We start from the raw sequence: 15,460 nt of genomic DNA on the forward strand, positions 1-15,460 counted from the left end.
CGGTCCCGGAGCGATGCAGTTCGCAGTGATGCCGGATGCGCCGAGCTCGAGCGCGATCGACTTGGTGAAAGCGATAATTCCGGCCTTCGAGGCGGCGTAGTGACTGTGCTCGAGCCCGCCCTTCTGGGCGATCTGCGACGCCATGTTGATGATGCGGCCGTAGCCCGCCTTGATCATGTGCGGAACGGCGAAGTGACACGTGAGGTACACGCTTCGCAGGTTGACGGCGAGCACCCTATCCCACACCTCGGGAGTGATGTCCTGCACGAGGTGCTGGTCGGTGATGTAGGCATTGTTGAGCAGCACCTCGATCGATCCGAACGTCTCCACAGAACGAGCGATGAACTCCCGTGCGACCTTTTCGGTCGAGATGTCGCCCTGTGTGAAAATCACGCTGACGCCGTGGGCTTCGATCTCGTCGCGGAGGGCGCGCATCCCGTCGTTCATCGGCACGTAATGATTGAGCGAGAGATTCGCGCCCTCGGCAGCGAAGGCCATGGCCAGTGCGCGGCCGAGTCCGAGCTCGGGTCCGACGCCGGTAATGAGCACTGTGCTACCCATCAATCTCATGAATATGCTCCAAGGGAATCGATTTCGTATATCGATTCCCCAAAGGTAGAGACCAACTCTCTCAAAACTCAAGCTGACGGAGGATCGGTTACATGATGGAAACAAGTGCCGGATGCGCCGATGAAGCAGCATCACAAGAATGAGCTCGTCGAGGCGCACCTTCACGGTCGATACCCGCGACGGCCAGCCGCGACTTGCCGAGCGAGGCCGGCTTGACGGGCACGATGACCGTCAAGCCGCGTCGGCGTGCGTCATGTGCCCGTCCGGGCGCGCAGTTCACGTTGCGCAACGTCGGGACCGTGCTTCTCGCCGCGTTCGGCGCGCTTCAGGTGGTGGAGTTCCTCTCGAGCCCGCTCGGGGTAGCACTGGTCGACATCGGCTCCATGGGCTGGGTTGTCGCGCTCGCTGCGGCCTTCGCTCTGGGATTCGGGGTTCTCATTTGGCCCCAGTTCATGATCGCCGTCGCGTCCATTGCCGTCGTTGCGGGGAGCCTCTTCGGAACGACCGCGGGCAACGCGACCTGCAGGAGCGGTGCGGACGTCTCGGCTTTGGGGCCGACGGCGGGCTTCGTCATCCTCTTCCTCCTCGCGCGGGTAGGGATGAAGCGACCTAGGGCCTGATCGGTGCGCGAAGGCCATCGTTGGTTCGATCGAGGACACGAGGAGCCGATGCTCCGCTGGCCAACTGGGCAAGAGCGTATATGGTCATCAACCAGGTCTTTCGACCTCGGAATATCGCAGGTGAGTTGAGAAAGACATCCGCGCTGATCACCCCGGCGCCGCTGAAACACGGGTCTCAACTGCACGAGAAATGCGAGGCGTAGTCACACCTGAAATGAGAACTAACAGAGAGCACCAACCCCGCCGCCGGCATGCGGGCAGAAGTATCCTTCTTGCCATGCTGGGCCCACATGATCCGCTGCCGTTCCGTCCGAGGCGCGTTCTCATCGCCGGCGTGTCCGGGACCGGGAAGACAACGCTCGCGGCCCGGGTCGCCGACGTCCTGGACGCTCCGCATACGGAGATCGACGGGCTCTACCACGGGCCCGATTGGACGCCGCGCGAGGAGTTCCTGCGAGACGTCGACGCGCTCGTGCGTGCCGACAGATGGACGACCGAGTGGCAGTACTCCAGCGCGCGGGCGACGCTTGCGGAGAACGCGGACCTGCTGGTCTGGCTCGACCTCCCCTTCTTCACGGTGACCTTGCCACGGGTGGTGCGTCGAACGGTGCGACGACGCATTCGGCGAGAAGTCCTCTGGAACGGCAATGTCGAGCCTCCGCTGCGGACGTTCCTCACAGAGCGCGAGCACATCGTGCGCTGGGCGTTCATCACGCGACACGCGTATCGCGCGCGGATTCCTCGGCTGCGCGACGATCACCCCCACCTGACGGTCGTCCGTCTGACGTCTGCGCGAGACATAGACACGTGGATGTCGGGGCCGCTCGCCCGGGCCGCCGGCTGACCCCCGGCGGACATCTCGACGACGTCCGCCGCGAGAGCGTTCGGAATGATGCCGTCGCCGCGTCGGTTGGCATAGCGGGGGACTCGGCCTGTGGCGGGCCGTGCGTTTCGCTCCCCGCTTCGGAAAGGACAGCAATGACCCTGATCGGCACATCAGACCTCGAGGTCTTCCCCCTGGCGCTGGGAGGCAACACCTTCGGCTGGACCTCCGACGAGCGCGAGTCCCACGCCGTGCTCGACGCCTTCGTCGAGGGCGGCGGGAACTTCATCGACACAGCGGACATGTACTCCGCATGGGTACCCGGCAACTCGGGCGGTGAGTCGGAGACGATCATCGGGTCGTGGATCGCCCGCCGCGGCGCCCACGATGACCTCGTCATCGGCACCAAGGTGAGCGCCCATCCCCAGTTCATGGGACTCTCGGCCGCCAATGTCGTGGCCGCCGCCGACGCATCACTCGCTCGGCTGGGCGTCGACGCGATCGATCTGTACTGGGCTCACTACGACGACGAGAGCACGTCCCTCGAAGAGACGGTCGCGGCGTTCGAGGGCCTGCGCACGGCGGGCAAGATCCGACACATCGCACTGTCGAACTACTCGGCCACCCGCGTCGCCGAATGGATCGGGATCGCGCAGGCGCACGGCTTCGCTCTGCCGGTAGCCCTCCAGCCGCACTACAACCTCGTCGCCCGCGAGCCCTACGAGAGCGAGTTCGCGGCTCTCGTCGAGGCGAACGGCCTGGGCGTCGTACCGTACTTCTCCCTCGCCGCCGGGTTCCTCACCGGCAAGTACCGCACCCGCGAGGACATCGCAGGCAAGGCTCGCGAGGGCCAGGTCGGCGGCTACTTCACGGACGAGGGACTCGCGGTCGTCAGCACCCTCGACGACATCTCGACCGCCCGCGGCGTTGAACTCGCGACCACCGCCCTCGCCTGGCTGCAGGCGCAGCCGAACGTCGTCGCGCCGATCGCGAGCGCACGCACCGTCGAGCAGCTGCCGGCACTGCTGGCCGCTGCGTCGCTGTCGCTGACGCCGGACGAGCTCGCACAGCTCGACGCCGTGTCGGCCCGCGTACCCGCCGCAGTCTGAGTCGCGCCGGCGCCTGGGCCATCGCTCAGGCGCCGGCATCGATGAGAGCTCGAGCACCCGAAGATCTCTCAACGCGTCAGGGGGCGTAGCTCTGCAGCGCGCGCAGCGGCGGCTGCGCGCCGAGATGCGTGACAGCGTCGGCGCCCACCGCGCAGGCGGCCCGCAGCGCGTCCTCCGCGCCCCAACCCGCGCAGAGCGCGAGGGTCAGCGCCGCGCAGAACGCATCACCCGCACCGACCGCGCTGATCGCGTGCACCCGCGGGGCGGGCACCCGCAGAACCTCGACCCCGTGCTCGCGCAGCGCGGCTCCTGCCGAACCATAGGTGACGGCGACCCGCCGCGCCTGCGCGAGTTCGGGCAGCAGCTCGTACTCCGTCTCGTTCACGATGAACAGGTCGACCCGCTCGACGAGCGCAGCCGGAAGCCGCGCCGCCGGGGCCGCGTTGACGGCGAGGAATCCCGGCACGGCCGACGCGAGCCGGGCCACGACATCCATCGGGATCTCGAGCTGCGCGAGCACCGCCTCGTCGTCGGCGAAGGCGACGCCATCGAGCGCCACATCGGCGTTGGCGCCCTGACACACCGCGATCTGATTCTCGCCGCCGGGGTCGACGGTGATCAGGGCGGTGCCGGTCGCCGCATCGCCGAGCCAGACATCACCCGCACCGACGCCCGCGTCGCGCAGGTTCTGCAGCATCCACTGCCCGTCTCCGTCGTCGCCGACCGCGCCGATCATGCGCACCGGCGCACCCAGCCGCGCGGCGGCGATCGCCTGGTTCGCGCCCTTGCCGCCCGGTTGACGCGTGAGGGTTCCGCCGAGCACCGTCTCGCCCGCCGCGGGCAGGCGCGGCACCGCGGCGGTGAGGTCGACATTGATGCTGCCGACGACGGCGAGGGGAGGCAGGGCGGGGGAAGGCATGAGCACATTCCACCACGCCTCCCCGCTTTGCCCCGGCCGCGCACCGCGGGGTATAACCCATAGAGCACCCGGTACGCCCGGGCGCCCGACAGCGTGGTCGCCGCTCCCCCACCCGAAGGATCCGCATGACGACGCCCGCCCCCATTCCCGTCTTCCTCGACTGCGACACCGGCGTCGACGACTCCGTCGCCATCGCCTACCTGCTGGCCTCCCGCGCCGTCGACCTCGTCGGCATCGGCACGGTCAGCGGCAACATCGACTCGGCCACGGCCGCGCGCAACACTCTCGACCTGCTCGCGCTGTACGGCCGCGACGACATCCCCGTCGCGATCGGCGCTCACGACCACCTCAGCCACCCCTACGGCGGCGGCGCCCCGTGGGTGCACGGCGACAACGGTATCGGCGGGGTCGATCTGCCCCGCAGCGCCCGCGAGCCCGTCGCCGCGTCGGCCCACGAGCTGCTGATCGAACTGTCACACACGCACGCCGGCCGCCTGCATCTGCTGACCATCGGCCCGGTCACCAACATCGCCCACGCCCTCGAGGCCGATCCGACGCTGCCGACCCGCATCGCCGGCGTCACGACCATGGGTGGGGCGGCTCTTGCCGCCGGCAACATCAGCCCCGTCGCCGAGGCCAACATCCACAACGACCCCGAGGCCGCCGCGGCGCTGCTCGGAGCGGACTGGGACATCACCCTCGTTCCGCTCGACATCACCGTCGAGCACTCCCTCGACGAGGACGACCGCGCCGCGCTGCTCGCCGCCGACACGCCGGGCCCACGCGCCGTCGGCGCGATCCTCGACCACTACTTCGATTTCTACATGCCGCTGTACGGCCGCCGCGGCTGCGCCCTGCACGACCCGCTCGCCGCAGCGATCGCCGCGGGCGGAATCACCCTCACCCGCGCCCCGCGGGTTCCCGTCATGGTCGACACGAGCCAGGGCCCCGGGCGCGGCCAGACCATCGCCGATCTCCGGGGGCAGCGCCTCGGCGACCGCCACCACGAGGGCGCGCGCACCCGCGTGGTGCTCGAGGCCGAGGGCGAGCTCGCGCCGCACCTGATCGAGACGATCCTGCGCGGCTGAGGCGCGGCATCCCGTCCGTGCGGATCAGCCGACCGGCTGAGCGGCGGTTCGGGCGGCCCGTGCCGACGCGCGGACGGCGCCGATGCTCGCCAGCACCACAAGACCGATGCCCGCGAGCTCGAGCGGCGTGAGCACCTGCCCGAGCAGCACCCAGCCCGCGAGGGTCGCGGTCGCGGGCGCAAGGCTCATCAGCACGGCGAAGGCGGATGCCGGAAGCCGGCGCAGAGCCGTCAGCTCGAGCGCGTACGGCACGGCCGACGACAGCACCGCGACCGCGGCGCCCAGGGCGAGCAGCGTCGGCTGCAGCAGCGCGGGACCGGCATCGAGGACGCCGAACGGCAGCGAGAGGAGGGCTCCGATCGCCATCGCGATCGCGAGTCCGTCGAGCTGCGAGAACGCGCGCCCGACCCGCGCCGACGCGAGGATGTACCCCGCCCAGCTCGCCGCGGCGCCCAGCGCGTAGAGCACCCCGATCAGATCGAGATCGTCCCATCCGCCGCCCGCGAGGAGGGCGACACCTGCCAATGCGAGCAGCGCCCACAGCCAGGCCGACGCTCGGCGGGCGACGATGACCGAGAGAGCGAGGGGGCCCAGCACCTCGATCGTGACGGTCACCCCCAGCGGCAGCCGCTCGAGCGCGAGGTAGAAGAGGCCGTTCATGACGGCCAGCACCACCCCGAACTCGATCACCGCGCGCCAGCCGGCGCGCCCGTGACCGCGCAGCGTGGGTCGGGCGATCGCGAGCAGGAGCATCGCCGAGAAGACCAGGCGCAGCATGACCATGCCGAGCGGCCCCACCTGCGGGAACAGCAGCACCGCGAGAGACGCCCCGACCTCCTGGCACGCGAGTCCGAGCACGACGAGGGTGACCGCCCCGGGCGCACCGCGTGCGGCCTGGCCGAAGCGGGGCGGACTCACCGGCAGATGTTGGTCTGCGAGACCGACTCGCGGTACTGCTCGGCGGTCCACGGCAGACCGAACTCGGGGGCCGTGAAGCCGGAGGTTGCGGGAGCCCTCGACGCGATCGCGGCAAGCTCCCACGAGAGGTCGCGGACGACGTCGGCCGAAGCCGTCGAGTTGTTCAGCACGACCACGACAGTCGTGCCGGTGGCGGGATCGGCGAACGCCGCAGTCATGTAGCCCGGCACCGAACCGTACTGACCGATGAGCGACCCGGCCTGCAGCGCGCCCCCCGTGGTGGTGTACCAGGCGGGCGCACCGGCGAAGACGGGAAGAGGGTCGGACCACCGGTCGACGTCCGTCGCCGTAGCGCCGACAGCGACGGCCTGCACGTACCGACCGAGATCCTCGACCGTGGAGACGACGCCCGAATCGGCGTAGCCGAGGGATGCGGAGATCACCGTCATGTCGCGCGGCTCTGCACAGTTCAGGGAGCCGTCGGGGTTGTTGACGATGCGGTAACCGGGGAGTGGGTTCGCTCCCGGGGCTGCCGCGCGGTCGCGTGGAAGCTGGGTGTCTTCGAGCTCGAGAGGCTCGAAGATGTAGCGCTCGAGAAGCGTTGCCATGCGCGTCGCCGTCGCGCGCTCGAGGGCCATCCCGAGCAACGCATAGCCGGCGTCCGAGTTGCGGTACTCCGTTCCCACCGCCGATCGGGGCTGGCCGAGGCCGAAGGAGGCGATTTCGAGCGGATCCCACACACGCTCCGGATTGGTGATCCAGGAGCCGCCGATGACGGCTTCGTAGTTGCCGATCCCGGCCGTGCCGTCGCAGAGATCCTGCAGCGTGACGTCGGTGAGGTTCGGGTAACCCGCAACCCAGTCCACGACCGGGTCATCGAGCGCGACAGTTCCCTCAGCGGCCACGGCGTAGAGCACGTCGCACGTCATCATGCGCGTGACATCGGCCACGCGGAACGACATGTCCGCGTCGACGGGCGTGCCGGCAGCATCCGCCCCGATGCCCGCGACCCAGCTGCCGCTCCATGGCGCCCAAACCCCGACGATCGCGCCCGTCGATGCCGTGGCAGCCATGGCGTTCTGCACCGCGGCGTCGAGCTGTGCGCGCGTCTCCTCGGGCAGTTCGACGGCGGCCTGCTCGGGCGCATCGACCTCGATCCGCGTGTCGGGTGCGCAGGCCACGAGCAGCGCTGCGGCGGCCAGCACGGCCCCCGCAGCGGTCAGCGCACGGCGACGTGTGCTTCGTGCCGCCATACTCACCCCCCGGTGCCGTCACCCGAGTTTAGTCAGGCGATTGTCACGGATCGATCACGCACGCCGCGCCTAGGCTGTGGGAATGCCGCATGCTTTCGACGACTCCGTGGTGGCGGCCGTGCTGAGCCACATGAACAGCGACCACATCGATGACAACCTGCTCATCGTGCGCGCCTTCGGCCGTCCCGACGCGGTCGGAGCGGTGATGACGGGCTTCGACGGCGACGGCGGCGAGTGGGATGTCACGGGCCCGGACGGCGCGGTCCACGCCCACCGCGTTCCCTGGCCGCACGGGCCCATCAGCGAGAGGGGAGAGGTGCGCCGCGAGGTTGTCACGCTCTACGACGCCGCCTGCACGACCCTGGGCTTGACACCCCGCCCGCACTAATCCTCTGGGAATTGGGGGTTAGGTCATCCTAAGTCCGCCGCTACACTGTCCCCATGTCGAACGTCGTGCCGTTCTCCGCCCTGCTCCGCGAGCGCTCGAGCGGTGCCCACTCCGACAGCGAGGGCCAGGGCTTCATGTCGGGTCTGCTGAAGGGCGAGGGCACGCGCGAGGACTACGTCTCGCTCGTCGCCCAGCACTACTTCATCTATGAGGCACTCGAATCCGCGGCCGAACGGATGAAGGCGGATCCGGTTGCGGCGGCCTTCATCACTGACAAGCTCACGCGCCTACCCGCGCTCGAGGCCGATCTCGAGTTCCTCGTCGGCGCCGACTGGCGGGAGCGGATCGCGCCGCTGCCCACCACGGTGCGCTACGTGGCCCGCATCCGCGAGGTCGGCGCGACGTGGGCGGGCGGCTTCGTCGCCCACCACTACACCCGCTATCTCGGCGACCTCTCGGGCGGACTGTTCATCGGTCGCATCATGCAGCGGCGGTTCGGCTTCGACACCAACGGCGTCGGGTTCTATCTGTTCGACGACATCGCCGACCCCAAGGCGTTCAAAGACGTCTACCGCGAGCAGCTCGACGCCGTGCCGTGGGACGACGACGAGCGCGAGCGGGTCGTCGACGAGGTGCTGCGCGCGTACCGCTTCAACACCGACCTGTTCCGCGATCTCGAGGCGCAGAAGGCGTCCGCGGCGGTGGCGTGAGGCCCTTCGGGCTCACAGCTCGCTCTGGCTGCGCATGAACCTCTGCACGTCGGCATCCACCCGGATGTCGCTCGGGCGCAGGGGGCGGGTGAGGTAGAGACCCTCGAGCGAGGTCAGGCGACTGAGCGCGACGTACGTCTGCCCGGGCGCGAACGCCCCCGAGCCGAGGTCGATGACCGCGCGGTCGTAGGTCTTGCCCTGCGACTTGTGGATCGTCACCGCCCACGCCAGGCGCAGCGGGAACTGATGGAACTCCGCGACGATCTCGCGCGAGATGCGCTTGGTGAGCGGCGAATAGCTGTAGCGGAACTTCTCCCACACCGCCGGCTCGACATCGTGCTCGTCGCCGTCGACATCGACGCGCACGGTACCGCCGGTGATGCGGGTGACGGTGCCGATGGTGCCGTTGACCCAGCGGGCCGGCTCCCCGAACGATGCCGTGTCGTTGCGCAGGAACATCACCTGCGCGCCGACCTTGAGTTTGAGATCCGCCTCGGCCGGGTAGGCGCCCTCGCCGCGTCCGAAGTCACCCGTGATCTCGGCGCTGGCCGTCTGCGCGCGCCCCGGCAGTGCCTCGAGATGCCGATGGTTGATCGCGTTGACCCGGTCGTTGCGGGTGGCGAGGGTGATGATGGGGATCTCGGAGTCCTCGGGCACGGGAGGGGTGCGCGCGCCCGTGGCGTTGAGGACGCCCGCGATATCGGCCGTCACGTGGCCGTGCCGGACGGCGTTGAGCATCGCCTTGAAGGCGTCGTCGGCCTGGCGATGGATCGTGGCGAGTTCGTGGATGCCGAGCTGCGCGCCATACCGACCGAGGTCGGCGAAGCCGTCGAGCGCGCCGCCCGCCGACCCGGGCAGCTCGGCGGCCCCCGCCCACACATGGGCGTCGAAGAACCAGAACGACCGGTAGTGATCGCGGATGTAGGCCAGCTCGTCGCCCCGCGGGGGGACCGGCGCGAGCTGGTAGGGGTCGCCGAACATGACGATCTGCACGCCGCCGAACGGCTCGCCGCGACGGCCGCGCGCCTGGCGCAGCGACCGGTCGATGCCGTCCATGACGTCGGCGTTGACCATCGAGATCTCGTCGATCACGAGCGTGTCGATCGCGTTGAGGATCTTGCGCGTGGCGTCGGACTGCTCGAGCTCCTGATCGGCGATGAGACCGATCGGCAGTCGCAGCAGCGAGTGGATCGTCTGGCCCTCGACGTTGAGCGCCGCGACCCCGGTCGGAGCGCAGACGGCGATCTGCTTGGAGGTGTTCCAGGCCAGGTGCTGCAGGAGAGTCGACTTGCCCGTACCCGCCCGACCCGTCACGAAGATGTGGTCGCGCGTGTCCTCGATGCGACGGAAGAGCGCCTCCTGCTCGGCGGAGAGAGGCGGCGTGGTCACCGGTACATGCTAGACGCTGGCCTTGCGGCGCTCCGCGCTCAGCGCGATGTCTGAGGATGCCGCGCCTAGAATCGCTCTGTGCAGCAGGGGGCGATCAACACGGCGGATCAGCGCGCCGACGAACCGCACGATGCCCCTGCCCCCCGCCGCCGGCCGGCCCGCGCACCCCGCTCTCCCCGCACGGATCTCACCGTGCTGGCACTCGTGGGCGTGCTCCTTGCCGCGGCCCTCGCCGCCGGGGGCACGATGCTGTACCGCGAGTTCTACAGCCCCACGGCCTTCGTCGAGCGCTACCTCGATCTGCTCGCGGCGGGGCGCGCGGCCGACGCGCTCGCCGTCCCCGGTGTGCGCGTGGCCGGGGCCGACCTCACCGCGGCGGGGTTGCCCGAGACGGCATCCGACGCGCTCCTGCGCAGCACGGCGCTGACGAGTATCGACAGCATCCAGCCGCGGGGAGAGACCACCGACGGCGAGATCACCCGGGTCACCGTGGAGTACCGCGCGGGGGCGCACCGAGGGTCGACGACGTTCGACGTCGAACCCGCCGGCTGGGTCGGCGTCGTGCCGACCTGGCGCTTCGCGGAGAGCCCGCTCGCCGTGATCGACCTCACGGTGCGGGGGTCCATGTCGTTCGATGTCAACGGGTTCACGATCGACAAACGGCAGGTCTCGCCCCTCGGTGCCGACGCACCGCCCCTCGAGCCGGTGCCGCTGCTCGTCTTCTCGCCCGGGCTCTACCGCGTCTCGGTCGACACGGCGATCGCAGCGACGCCCGGAGTCGACGTGCTCGCCGACGCGCCGATGGCGGGCGTTCCCGTCGACCTGCAGGCCGAGCCCACGGAGGAGTTCACGACCGTCGTGCAGGAGCGGGTCGACACGTTCCTCGACGAGTGCGCGACCCAGCAGGTGCTGCAGCCGACCGGCTGCCCGTTCGGCTTCGTCGTGCAGAACCGCATCGCGAGCCTGCCGACGTGGACGATCGAGCGCTACCCCGAGATCACCCTCGAGCCCTCCGGCGCCGACTGGGTCGTGCCCGCGACCGAGGCATCGGCCCGCATCCAGGTCGACGTGCGGTCGCTGTTCGATGGCAGCATCCGCGAGGTGGACGAGGAGATCGTCTTCGGCCTGGACGCGACGATCACCGTGCTGCCCGACGGTTCCGCGTCGATCCGGGTGGGCTCGCCCGAGAGCTGACCCCGATTCGGGATGCTGTCAGCGGGCGCCCGTGCGCGCGTCGCGCTCCGCGAGCTTGGCGAGGCGCTCGTTGTAGGCGTCGAGTTCGGCGTCGCCCGCGCGGTCGGTGTGCCGGTCACGGCGCTTCTGCGCGCGCTCGTCGCTGCGGCTCCACTGGATCGCGACGGCGATCGCGAGGATCAGCGTGGGGATCTCGCCGATCGACCAGGCGATGCCGCCGCCGATGTACTGATCCTCGAGCGGCGTGGCGCCCCACGTGCGCCCCATCGAGCCGAACCACTCCGCGACCATCAGACCGGACTGCATCATGATCGAGATGCCGAAGAAGGCGTGCATCGCCATGACGCCGATCAGCAGCACGAGCCGGAACGGGTAGGGCAGGCGATAGGGCACGGGATCGATGCCGACGAGGGAGAGCACGAACAGGTATCCGGTGATCAGGAAGTGCAGGATCATCCACAGATGTCCCAGGTGGTCGTACAGCGACCACCGGAACAGGTCGGTGTAGTAGAACGCCCACAGCGAGCCGATGAAGAGGGCGGCCGCGACGAAGGGGTTGGTCAGAACCTTGGCGACGGGCGAATGCACGGCCCACAGGACCCACTCGCGCCCACCCCGCGTGCCGTCGTCGCGCTTGCGCGCGGCGCGGGCGACGAGGGTGACGGGCGCGCCGGGAACGAGCAGCAGCGGGATGGCCATCGTCAGCAGCATGTGGCCCACCATGTGCACGCTGAAGAGGTAGTCCTCGTAGACCGCCACCGCGCCGCTGGTCACCCAGAACAGCAGCAGGATGCCGGCGCTCCAGCAGATCGTGCGATACAGCGGCCATGCGTCCCCGCGCCGACGAAGACGCACGACCCCCGCGTAATAGAAGAACAGCGCGAAACCGCAGAGCAGCATCCAGAGCAGATCGACATCCCACGCGGTGAACCAGGATGCCGGGAGCAGCTCGGCCGGCAGCGGGGCGCCGGTGAGGCGCTCCGCGGGGGTGGGGTCGGTGATCGCGATGTCGCCGAGCGGCGGCGCCGTGCGCGCGAGCGCGGCGGCGACGCCGCTGGCGACACCCATGAAACCGAGCTCGAGGGCCACCAGACCCCAGAACGCGCCCGCAGCCGCGCGTTCGCCGATCCGCGCGATGAGCCGGCGACGGTAGAGCGCACCGAGCGCGCCGAGGGCGAGGAGCGCCAGCACCTTGACGACGACGAGCACCCCGTACGGCGATGCCAGCTGCGCCCATCCGCCGACGCTCAGCGCGGCCCGCGCATACCCCGAGAGGGCGACGACGACAAAAACGACGAGCGCGATGCTCGAGTACCGGGGCAGGATGTACGCGAGGCGCGCGGGCGTGGTCGAGGCGCGCAGGACCACCAGCAGCACCAGGCCGCCGAGCCAGACGGCCGCGCCCACGATGTGCAGCGCGAGTGTGGTGACCGCCGCCGTGTGGTTGGCCGCGGCGCCGTCGTGGCTCGTCGTGGCCATCGGGACCAGCGCCGCGAGCGCGAGCAGGGTGACCAGAAGGGTCGGCGTCCAGCTGCGCACCGCGAACGCGAGCACCGTGATCACGGCGCCCGCGAGCGTCGTGATCAGCCAGGCGCGGCCCACCTCGAGGTCGAGCAGAAAGCGGCCGAGCTGCTGCCCGAAGACCGCGTCGGCGCTCGGTGACGCGTTGAAGGCGTTGAGGAAGGTCAGGTACCCGGTCGCGCCGGCGGCGACGGTGAAGACCGCGGCCCCGATCGAGGCCACATCCAGCGCGGTGTCGAACTCCCCCTCCCCGGCCCTGAGCGCGAACAGGGCGAGCACGAGGGCACCCGCCATGGTCGCGGCACCGAGGTTGACGGCGAGGTCGGCCAGGGGCAGACCCCAGCGCACGACCGGACCCGGATCGCCGATGTCGAGCGGGGTCGCGCCACCGCCGAAGGCGAGGCCCGCGACGAGGGCCGCCACGGCGGCGGCGACGAGGATCGCGGGCCCGGCGACGCGCAGGGTTCGGGGGCTCACCCATCCAGCCTAGGCGCGGGTGCGGGCTGTGCGGACGCGGGAGCATGCGCGGGAGCGTACGCGCCGGAAACGCGAACGGGGGGCACCGCGCGATGCGGCACCCCCCGTTCGGCGAAAGTCGCCGGTGACTACTTCGCGGCAGCCTTGAGCTTCGAGCCCGCGGTGACCTTGACGCGCTTGCCCGCGGCGATCTTGATCTCTTCGCCGGTCTGGGGGTTGCGGCCCGTGCGAGCGGCCGTCTCGACCTGCTCGAACGCGATCCAGCCCGGGATCGAGACCTTGGTGCCCTTGGCGACGGCCTCAGACACCGTCGAGAACAGACCGTCGACGACGCGCGAGACCGTGGCCTGGCTCTCGCCCGTGGCGCTGGCGATGCTCGCGACGAGCTCGGTCTTGGTGATGGACTTGTCGGCCATTGGGGATTACCTCCAGCGGCGGCGCACCGCCGCCTCATCTTCACTGACCGGGCCGGAACCGGCACCGGGTGGTCGATCGACCGCGTCGAATCTACCCCGATCGGGCACACTTCCGCGTATTTCCGCGGTTCTTCGCGCAATTCGGGCGTGTTTCGTGTGGCGGATGCTGCTGATGTGGCCCGTGCGACCGTCAGAGCGACAGCATCCCGGCCTTTCGGCCGCCTCCACGCGCACTCTCCCCGCGAGATCCGCGCGATCCCGCGGATCAGACAGGCGGTCGTGCGGCGTCGACCACGGCCTGTGCGGTGCGGAAGAAGGCGGGCGCCGCGCGCTCTTCGCCGTCGAGGTAGCCGCCGACGAGCGCCGCGTCTCGGAGCAGCACGAGGGATGCCGCCAAACCCCCCATCGTCCTCATCCACGGACTGTGGATGACACCCAAGAGCTGGAACACCTGGGCGGAGCGCTTCCGCTCCCTCGGCCACGACGTGATCGTGCCGGGCTGGCCGGGTATCGACGACCGCACGACGGCGGAGATCCGCCGCGACCCCTCGGCGTTGAAGGGCATCGGTCTTTCGGAGATCGCCGACCACTATGAGCGCATCATCCGGTCGCTGCCCGAGAAACCGATCATCATGGGCCACTCGTTCGGCGGGGTGATCACTCAGATGCTCGCCGATCGCGGACTGGGCATCGCGTACGTCGGCGTGACGCCGGGGCAGACCGCGGGCGTGACCACGCTGCCCCCGTCGACGGCGCGCACCGGCTTTCCGATCCTGCGCAATCCGTTCGCCAAGAACGGCGCGTCGCCGATCTCGAAGCCGCACTTCCACTTCACCTTCGGCAACGACCTCTCGCGTGCCGAGTCCGATGCGATCTGGACGGAGCAGGCGGTCAACTCCTACAACCGGGTGTTCTTCGAGGGGGTCGCATCGGCCTTCAACGAGAAGGGAGGCGTCACCCACGTCGACTACGACCGGACCGATCGGGCGCCGCTGCTGATCATCACCGGCGAGATCGATCACGTCGTCCCGCCCGCGATCGGCCGCGCGATCGTGAAGAAGTACCGGCGCTCCGGTGGCCCCGCGATCGTGGACTACAGGGAGTATCCCGGCCGCACCCACCGCATCGTCAGCCAGGCGGGCTGGGAGCAGGTCGCCGATGACACACTCGCCTGGGCCCTCGAACATGCACGGGTCGCGGCATCCTGAGCGGGCATGTCGAAGGGGCGGGAGTTCCGGAGAACTCCCGCCCCTTCGACGTGGATGCTGTGGCTTACCAGCTCGACTTGGTCACGCCGGGCAGCTCGCCACGGTGAGCCATGTCGCGGAAGCGGACACGCGAGATGCCGAACTTCGTGAGGACACCGCGGGGGCGGCCGTCGATGACGTCGCGCGAACGCAGACGCACCGGCGAGGCGTTGCGGGGCAGCTTCTGCAGGCCCACGCGCGCGGCCTCGCGCTGCTCGTCGGTCGAGGTCGGGTCGACCAGGGCCTTCTTCAGTTCTGCACGCTTGGTCGCGTAGCGGTCGACGACCACCTGGCGCTGCTGGTTACGCGCGATCTTGCTCTTCTTGGCCATGCTTTAGCGCTCCTCTCGGAAGTCGACGTGCTTGCGGACCACGGGGTCGTACTTCTTGAGCACGATGCGGTCGGGGTTGTTGCGGCGGTTCTTGCGCGTCACGTAGGTGTACCCCGTGCCGGCGGTCGAACGCAGCTTGATGATCGGACGTACGTCCTGGGCCTTCTTCGCCATCAGAGCTTCACACCCTTCGCGAGCAGGTCCTTGACGACCGACTCGATGCCACGGGCGTCGATGACCTTGATGCCCTTAGCCGACACGTTGAGCTTGATGTTGCGACCCAGCGACGGCACGTAGTACGTCTTCTTCTGCACGTTCGGGTCGAAGCGACGCTTCGTCCGGCGGTGCGAGTGGCTGATGTTGTGACCGAAGCCGGGAACTGCTCCGGTCACCTGGCACACTGCTGCCATGGTGATTACTCCCTCTGTACCGTGAGGCCGGACGGCCCCACCCAAGATCCCTTGTCTGCGCACGCCGACCCGCCTGC

General features: G+C 69.6%; 19 protein-coding genes. 8 read left to right on the forward strand and 11 right to left on the reverse strand.

Features of this window, described 5'->3' with window-relative positions; genetic code table 11:
* The coding region (locus DI573_RS02890) for an SDR family NAD(P)-dependent oxidoreductase (RefSeq protein WP_292810446.1) at nt 1–735 on the reverse strand (735 nt) is incomplete at its 3' end.
* 134 nt (nt 736–869) lie between these two features.
* Here DI573_RS02890 and DI573_RS02895 point away from each other — a divergent pair.
* From DI573_RS02895 to DI573_RS02905, 3 genes are all read left to right on the forward strand, one after another.
* The gene (locus DI573_RS02895) at nt 870–1,190 is read left to right on the forward strand and encodes a hypothetical protein (RefSeq protein WP_292810448.1); all 321 of its coding nucleotides are present in this window, start codon (nt 870–872) and stop codon (nt 1,188–1,190) included.
* A gap of 277 nt (nt 1,191–1,467) precedes the next feature.
* On the forward strand, nt 1,468–2,034 hold the full coding sequence (locus DI573_RS02900; RefSeq protein ID WP_292810451.1) for an AAA family ATPase: 567 nt from the start codon (nt 1,468–1,470) through the stop codon (nt 2,032–2,034).
* Between the two features lie 134 nt (nt 2,035–2,168).
* The gene (locus DI573_RS02905; protein WP_292810453.1) at nt 2,169–3,122 is read left to right on the forward strand and encodes an aldo/keto reductase; all 954 of its coding nucleotides are present in this window, start codon (nt 2,169–2,171) and stop codon (nt 3,120–3,122) included.
* Between the two features lie 76 nt (nt 3,123–3,198).
* Here DI573_RS02905 and DI573_RS02910 read toward each other — a convergent pair whose 3' ends face one another.
* On the reverse strand, nt 3,199–4,041 hold the full coding sequence (locus DI573_RS02910; RefSeq protein ID WP_292810455.1) for a ribokinase: 843 nt from the start codon (nt 4,039–4,041) through the stop codon (nt 3,199–3,201).
* Between the two features lie 125 nt (nt 4,042–4,166).
* Here DI573_RS02910 and DI573_RS02915 point away from each other — a divergent pair, with 125 nt between their 5' ends.
* Complete coding sequence (locus DI573_RS02915) at nt 4,167–5,129, forward strand: nucleoside hydrolase (protein ID WP_292810457.1); 963 nt, start codon at nt 4,167–4,169, stop codon at nt 5,127–5,129.
* A gap of 24 nt (nt 5,130–5,153) precedes the next feature.
* Here the strand turns inward: DI573_RS02915 and DI573_RS02920 are convergent, their stop codons facing one another.
* On the reverse strand, nt 5,154–6,047 hold the full coding sequence (locus DI573_RS02920; protein WP_292810459.1) for an EamA family transporter: 894 nt from the start codon (nt 6,045–6,047) through the stop codon (nt 5,154–5,156).
* The gene (locus tag DI573_RS02925; protein WP_292810461.1) at nt 6,044–7,300 is read right to left on the reverse strand and encodes a serine hydrolase domain-containing protein; all 1,257 of its coding nucleotides are present in this window, start codon (nt 7,298–7,300) and stop codon (nt 6,044–6,046) included. The genes DI573_RS02920 and DI573_RS02925 overlap by 4 nt, the downstream gene beginning before the upstream one ends.
* A gap of 82 nt (nt 7,301–7,382) precedes the next feature.
* Here DI573_RS02925 and DI573_RS02930 point away from each other — a divergent pair, with 82 nt between their 5' ends.
* Both DI573_RS02930 and DI573_RS02935 read left to right on the forward strand, forming a co-directional pair.
* Nucleotides 7,383–7,688, forward strand: a complete 306-nt coding sequence (locus DI573_RS02930; protein ID WP_292810463.1) for a DUF2470 domain-containing protein — start codon at nt 7,383–7,385, stop codon at nt 7,686–7,688.
* A 53-nt stretch (nt 7,689–7,741) separates the two neighbouring features.
* On the forward strand, nt 7,742–8,398 hold the full coding sequence (locus tag DI573_RS02935; RefSeq protein WP_292810465.1) for a biliverdin-producing heme oxygenase: 657 nt from the start codon (nt 7,742–7,744) through the stop codon (nt 8,396–8,398).
* Nucleotides 8,399–8,410: 12 nt separating this feature from the next.
* Here DI573_RS02935 and DI573_RS02940 read toward each other — a convergent pair whose 3' ends face one another.
* Nucleotides 8,411–9,787: an AAA family ATPase gene (locus DI573_RS02940; RefSeq protein ID WP_292810468.1), complete on the reverse strand. Its 1,377-nt coding sequence runs from the start codon at nt 9,785–9,787 to the stop codon at nt 8,411–8,413.
* 78 nt (nt 9,788–9,865) lie between these two features.
* On the opposite strand from DI573_RS02940, the gene DI573_RS02945 reads away from it, so the two are divergent.
* Complete coding sequence (locus DI573_RS02945; protein WP_292810470.1) at nt 9,866–10,981, forward strand: hypothetical protein; 1,116 nt, start codon at nt 9,866–9,868, stop codon at nt 10,979–10,981.
* An 18-nt stretch (nt 10,982–10,999) separates the two neighbouring features.
* On the opposite strand, the gene DI573_RS02950 is transcribed toward DI573_RS02945, so the two are convergent.
* The 3 genes from DI573_RS02950 to DI573_RS02960 all read right to left on the reverse strand — a co-directional run bounded on the left by DI573_RS02950 (nt 11,000) and on the right by DI573_RS02960 (nt 13,810).
* Nucleotides 11,000–12,979 (reverse strand): cytochrome c oxidase assembly protein, encoded by a 1,980-nt coding sequence (locus tag DI573_RS02950; RefSeq protein ID WP_292810471.1) that lies wholly within the window; start codon nt 12,977–12,979, stop codon nt 11,000–11,002.
* 128 nt (nt 12,980–13,107) lie between these two features.
* The gene (locus DI573_RS02955) at nt 13,108–13,395 is read right to left on the reverse strand and encodes an HU family DNA-binding protein (RefSeq protein WP_292810473.1); all 288 of its coding nucleotides are present in this window, start codon (nt 13,393–13,395) and stop codon (nt 13,108–13,110) included.
* Nucleotides 13,396–13,660: 265 nt separating this feature from the next.
* Nucleotides 13,661–13,810: a hypothetical protein gene (locus tag DI573_RS02960; RefSeq protein ID WP_292810475.1), complete on the reverse strand. Its 150-nt coding sequence runs from the start codon at nt 13,808–13,810 to the stop codon at nt 13,661–13,663.
* Between the two features lie 13 nt (nt 13,811–13,823).
* Between DI573_RS02960 and DI573_RS02965 the strand changes: the two genes are divergently transcribed.
* Nucleotides 13,824–14,603: an alpha/beta fold hydrolase gene (locus tag DI573_RS02965; protein ID WP_292810478.1), complete on the forward strand. Its 780-nt coding sequence runs from the start codon at nt 13,824–13,826 to the stop codon at nt 14,601–14,603.
* Between the two features lie 64 nt (nt 14,604–14,667).
* Here DI573_RS02965 and rpsN read toward each other — a convergent pair whose 3' ends face one another.
* From rpsN to rpmB, 3 genes are read right to left on the reverse strand one after another with little or no spacing between them, the layout of a single operon-like run.
* Nucleotides 14,668–14,973, reverse strand: coding sequence for a 30S ribosomal protein S14 (gene rpsN / locus DI573_RS02970; protein WP_292810480.1), 306 nt, complete (start codon nt 14,971–14,973; stop codon nt 14,668–14,670).
* A 3-nt stretch (nt 14,974–14,976) separates the two neighbouring features.
* Nucleotides 14,977–15,147, reverse strand: coding sequence for a 50S ribosomal protein L33 (gene rpmG, locus DI573_RS02975; protein ID WP_013584775.1), 171 nt, complete (start codon nt 15,145–15,147; stop codon nt 14,977–14,979).
* A complete protein-coding gene (rpmB, locus tag DI573_RS02980; RefSeq protein WP_047543954.1) occupies nt 15,147–15,383 on the reverse strand; it encodes a 50S ribosomal protein L28 in 237 nt (78 codons plus the stop codon). Before rpmB ends, rpmG begins: the two co-directional genes overlap by 1 nt.
* Between the last annotated feature and the right edge of the window lie 77 nt (nt 15,384–15,460).

The organism is Microbacterium sp. (assembly GCF_003248605.1).
Classification (GTDB): domain Bacteria; phylum Actinomycetota; class Actinomycetes; order Actinomycetales; family Microbacteriaceae; genus Microbacterium.

Coding starts and splice junctions, on each gene's coding strand:
- DI573_RS02930 (WP_292810463.1), top strand. CDS start 7,383: ATGCCGCATGCTTTCGACGACTCCGTGGTGGCGGCCGTGCTGAGCCAC.
- DI573_RS02935 (WP_292810465.1), top strand. CDS start 7,742: ATGTCGAACGTCGTGCCGTTCTCCGCCCTGCTCCGCGAGCGCTCGAGC.
- DI573_RS02910 (WP_292810455.1), bottom strand. CDS start 4,041: ATGCCTTCCCCCGCCCTGCCTCCCCTCGCCGTCGTCGGCAGCATCAAT.
- DI573_RS02900 (WP_292810451.1), top strand. CDS start 1,468: ATGCTGGGCCCACATGATCCGCTGCCGTTCCGTCCGAGGCGCGTTCTC.
- DI573_RS02960 (WP_292810475.1), bottom strand. CDS start 13,810: ATGAGGACGATGGGGGGTTTGGCGGCATCCCTCGTGCTGCTCCGAGAC.
- DI573_RS02915 (WP_292810457.1), top strand. CDS start 4,167: ATGACGACGCCCGCCCCCATTCCCGTCTTCCTCGACTGCGACACCGGC.
- rpsN (WP_292810480.1), bottom strand. CDS start 14,973: ATGGCCAAGAAGAGCAAGATCGCGCGTAACCAGCAGCGCCAGGTGGTC.
- DI573_RS02965 (WP_292810478.1), top strand. CDS start 13,824: ATGACACCCAAGAGCTGGAACACCTGGGCGGAGCGCTTCCGCTCCCTC.
- DI573_RS02905 (WP_292810453.1), top strand. CDS start 2,169: ATGACCCTGATCGGCACATCAGACCTCGAGGTCTTCCCCCTGGCGCTG.
- DI573_RS02955 (WP_292810473.1), bottom strand. CDS start 13,395: ATGGCCGACAAGTCCATCACCAAGACCGAGCTCGTCGCGAGCATCGCC.
- rpmG (WP_013584775.1), bottom strand. CDS start 15,147: ATGGCGAAGAAGGCCCAGGACGTACGTCCGATCATCAAGCTGCGTTCG.
- rpmB (WP_047543954.1), bottom strand. CDS start 15,383: ATGGCAGCAGTGTGCCAGGTGACCGGAGCAGTTCCCGGCTTCGGTCAC.
- DI573_RS02925 (WP_292810461.1), bottom strand. CDS start 7,300: ATGGCGGCACGAAGCACACGTCGCCGTGCGCTGACCGCTGCGGGGGCC.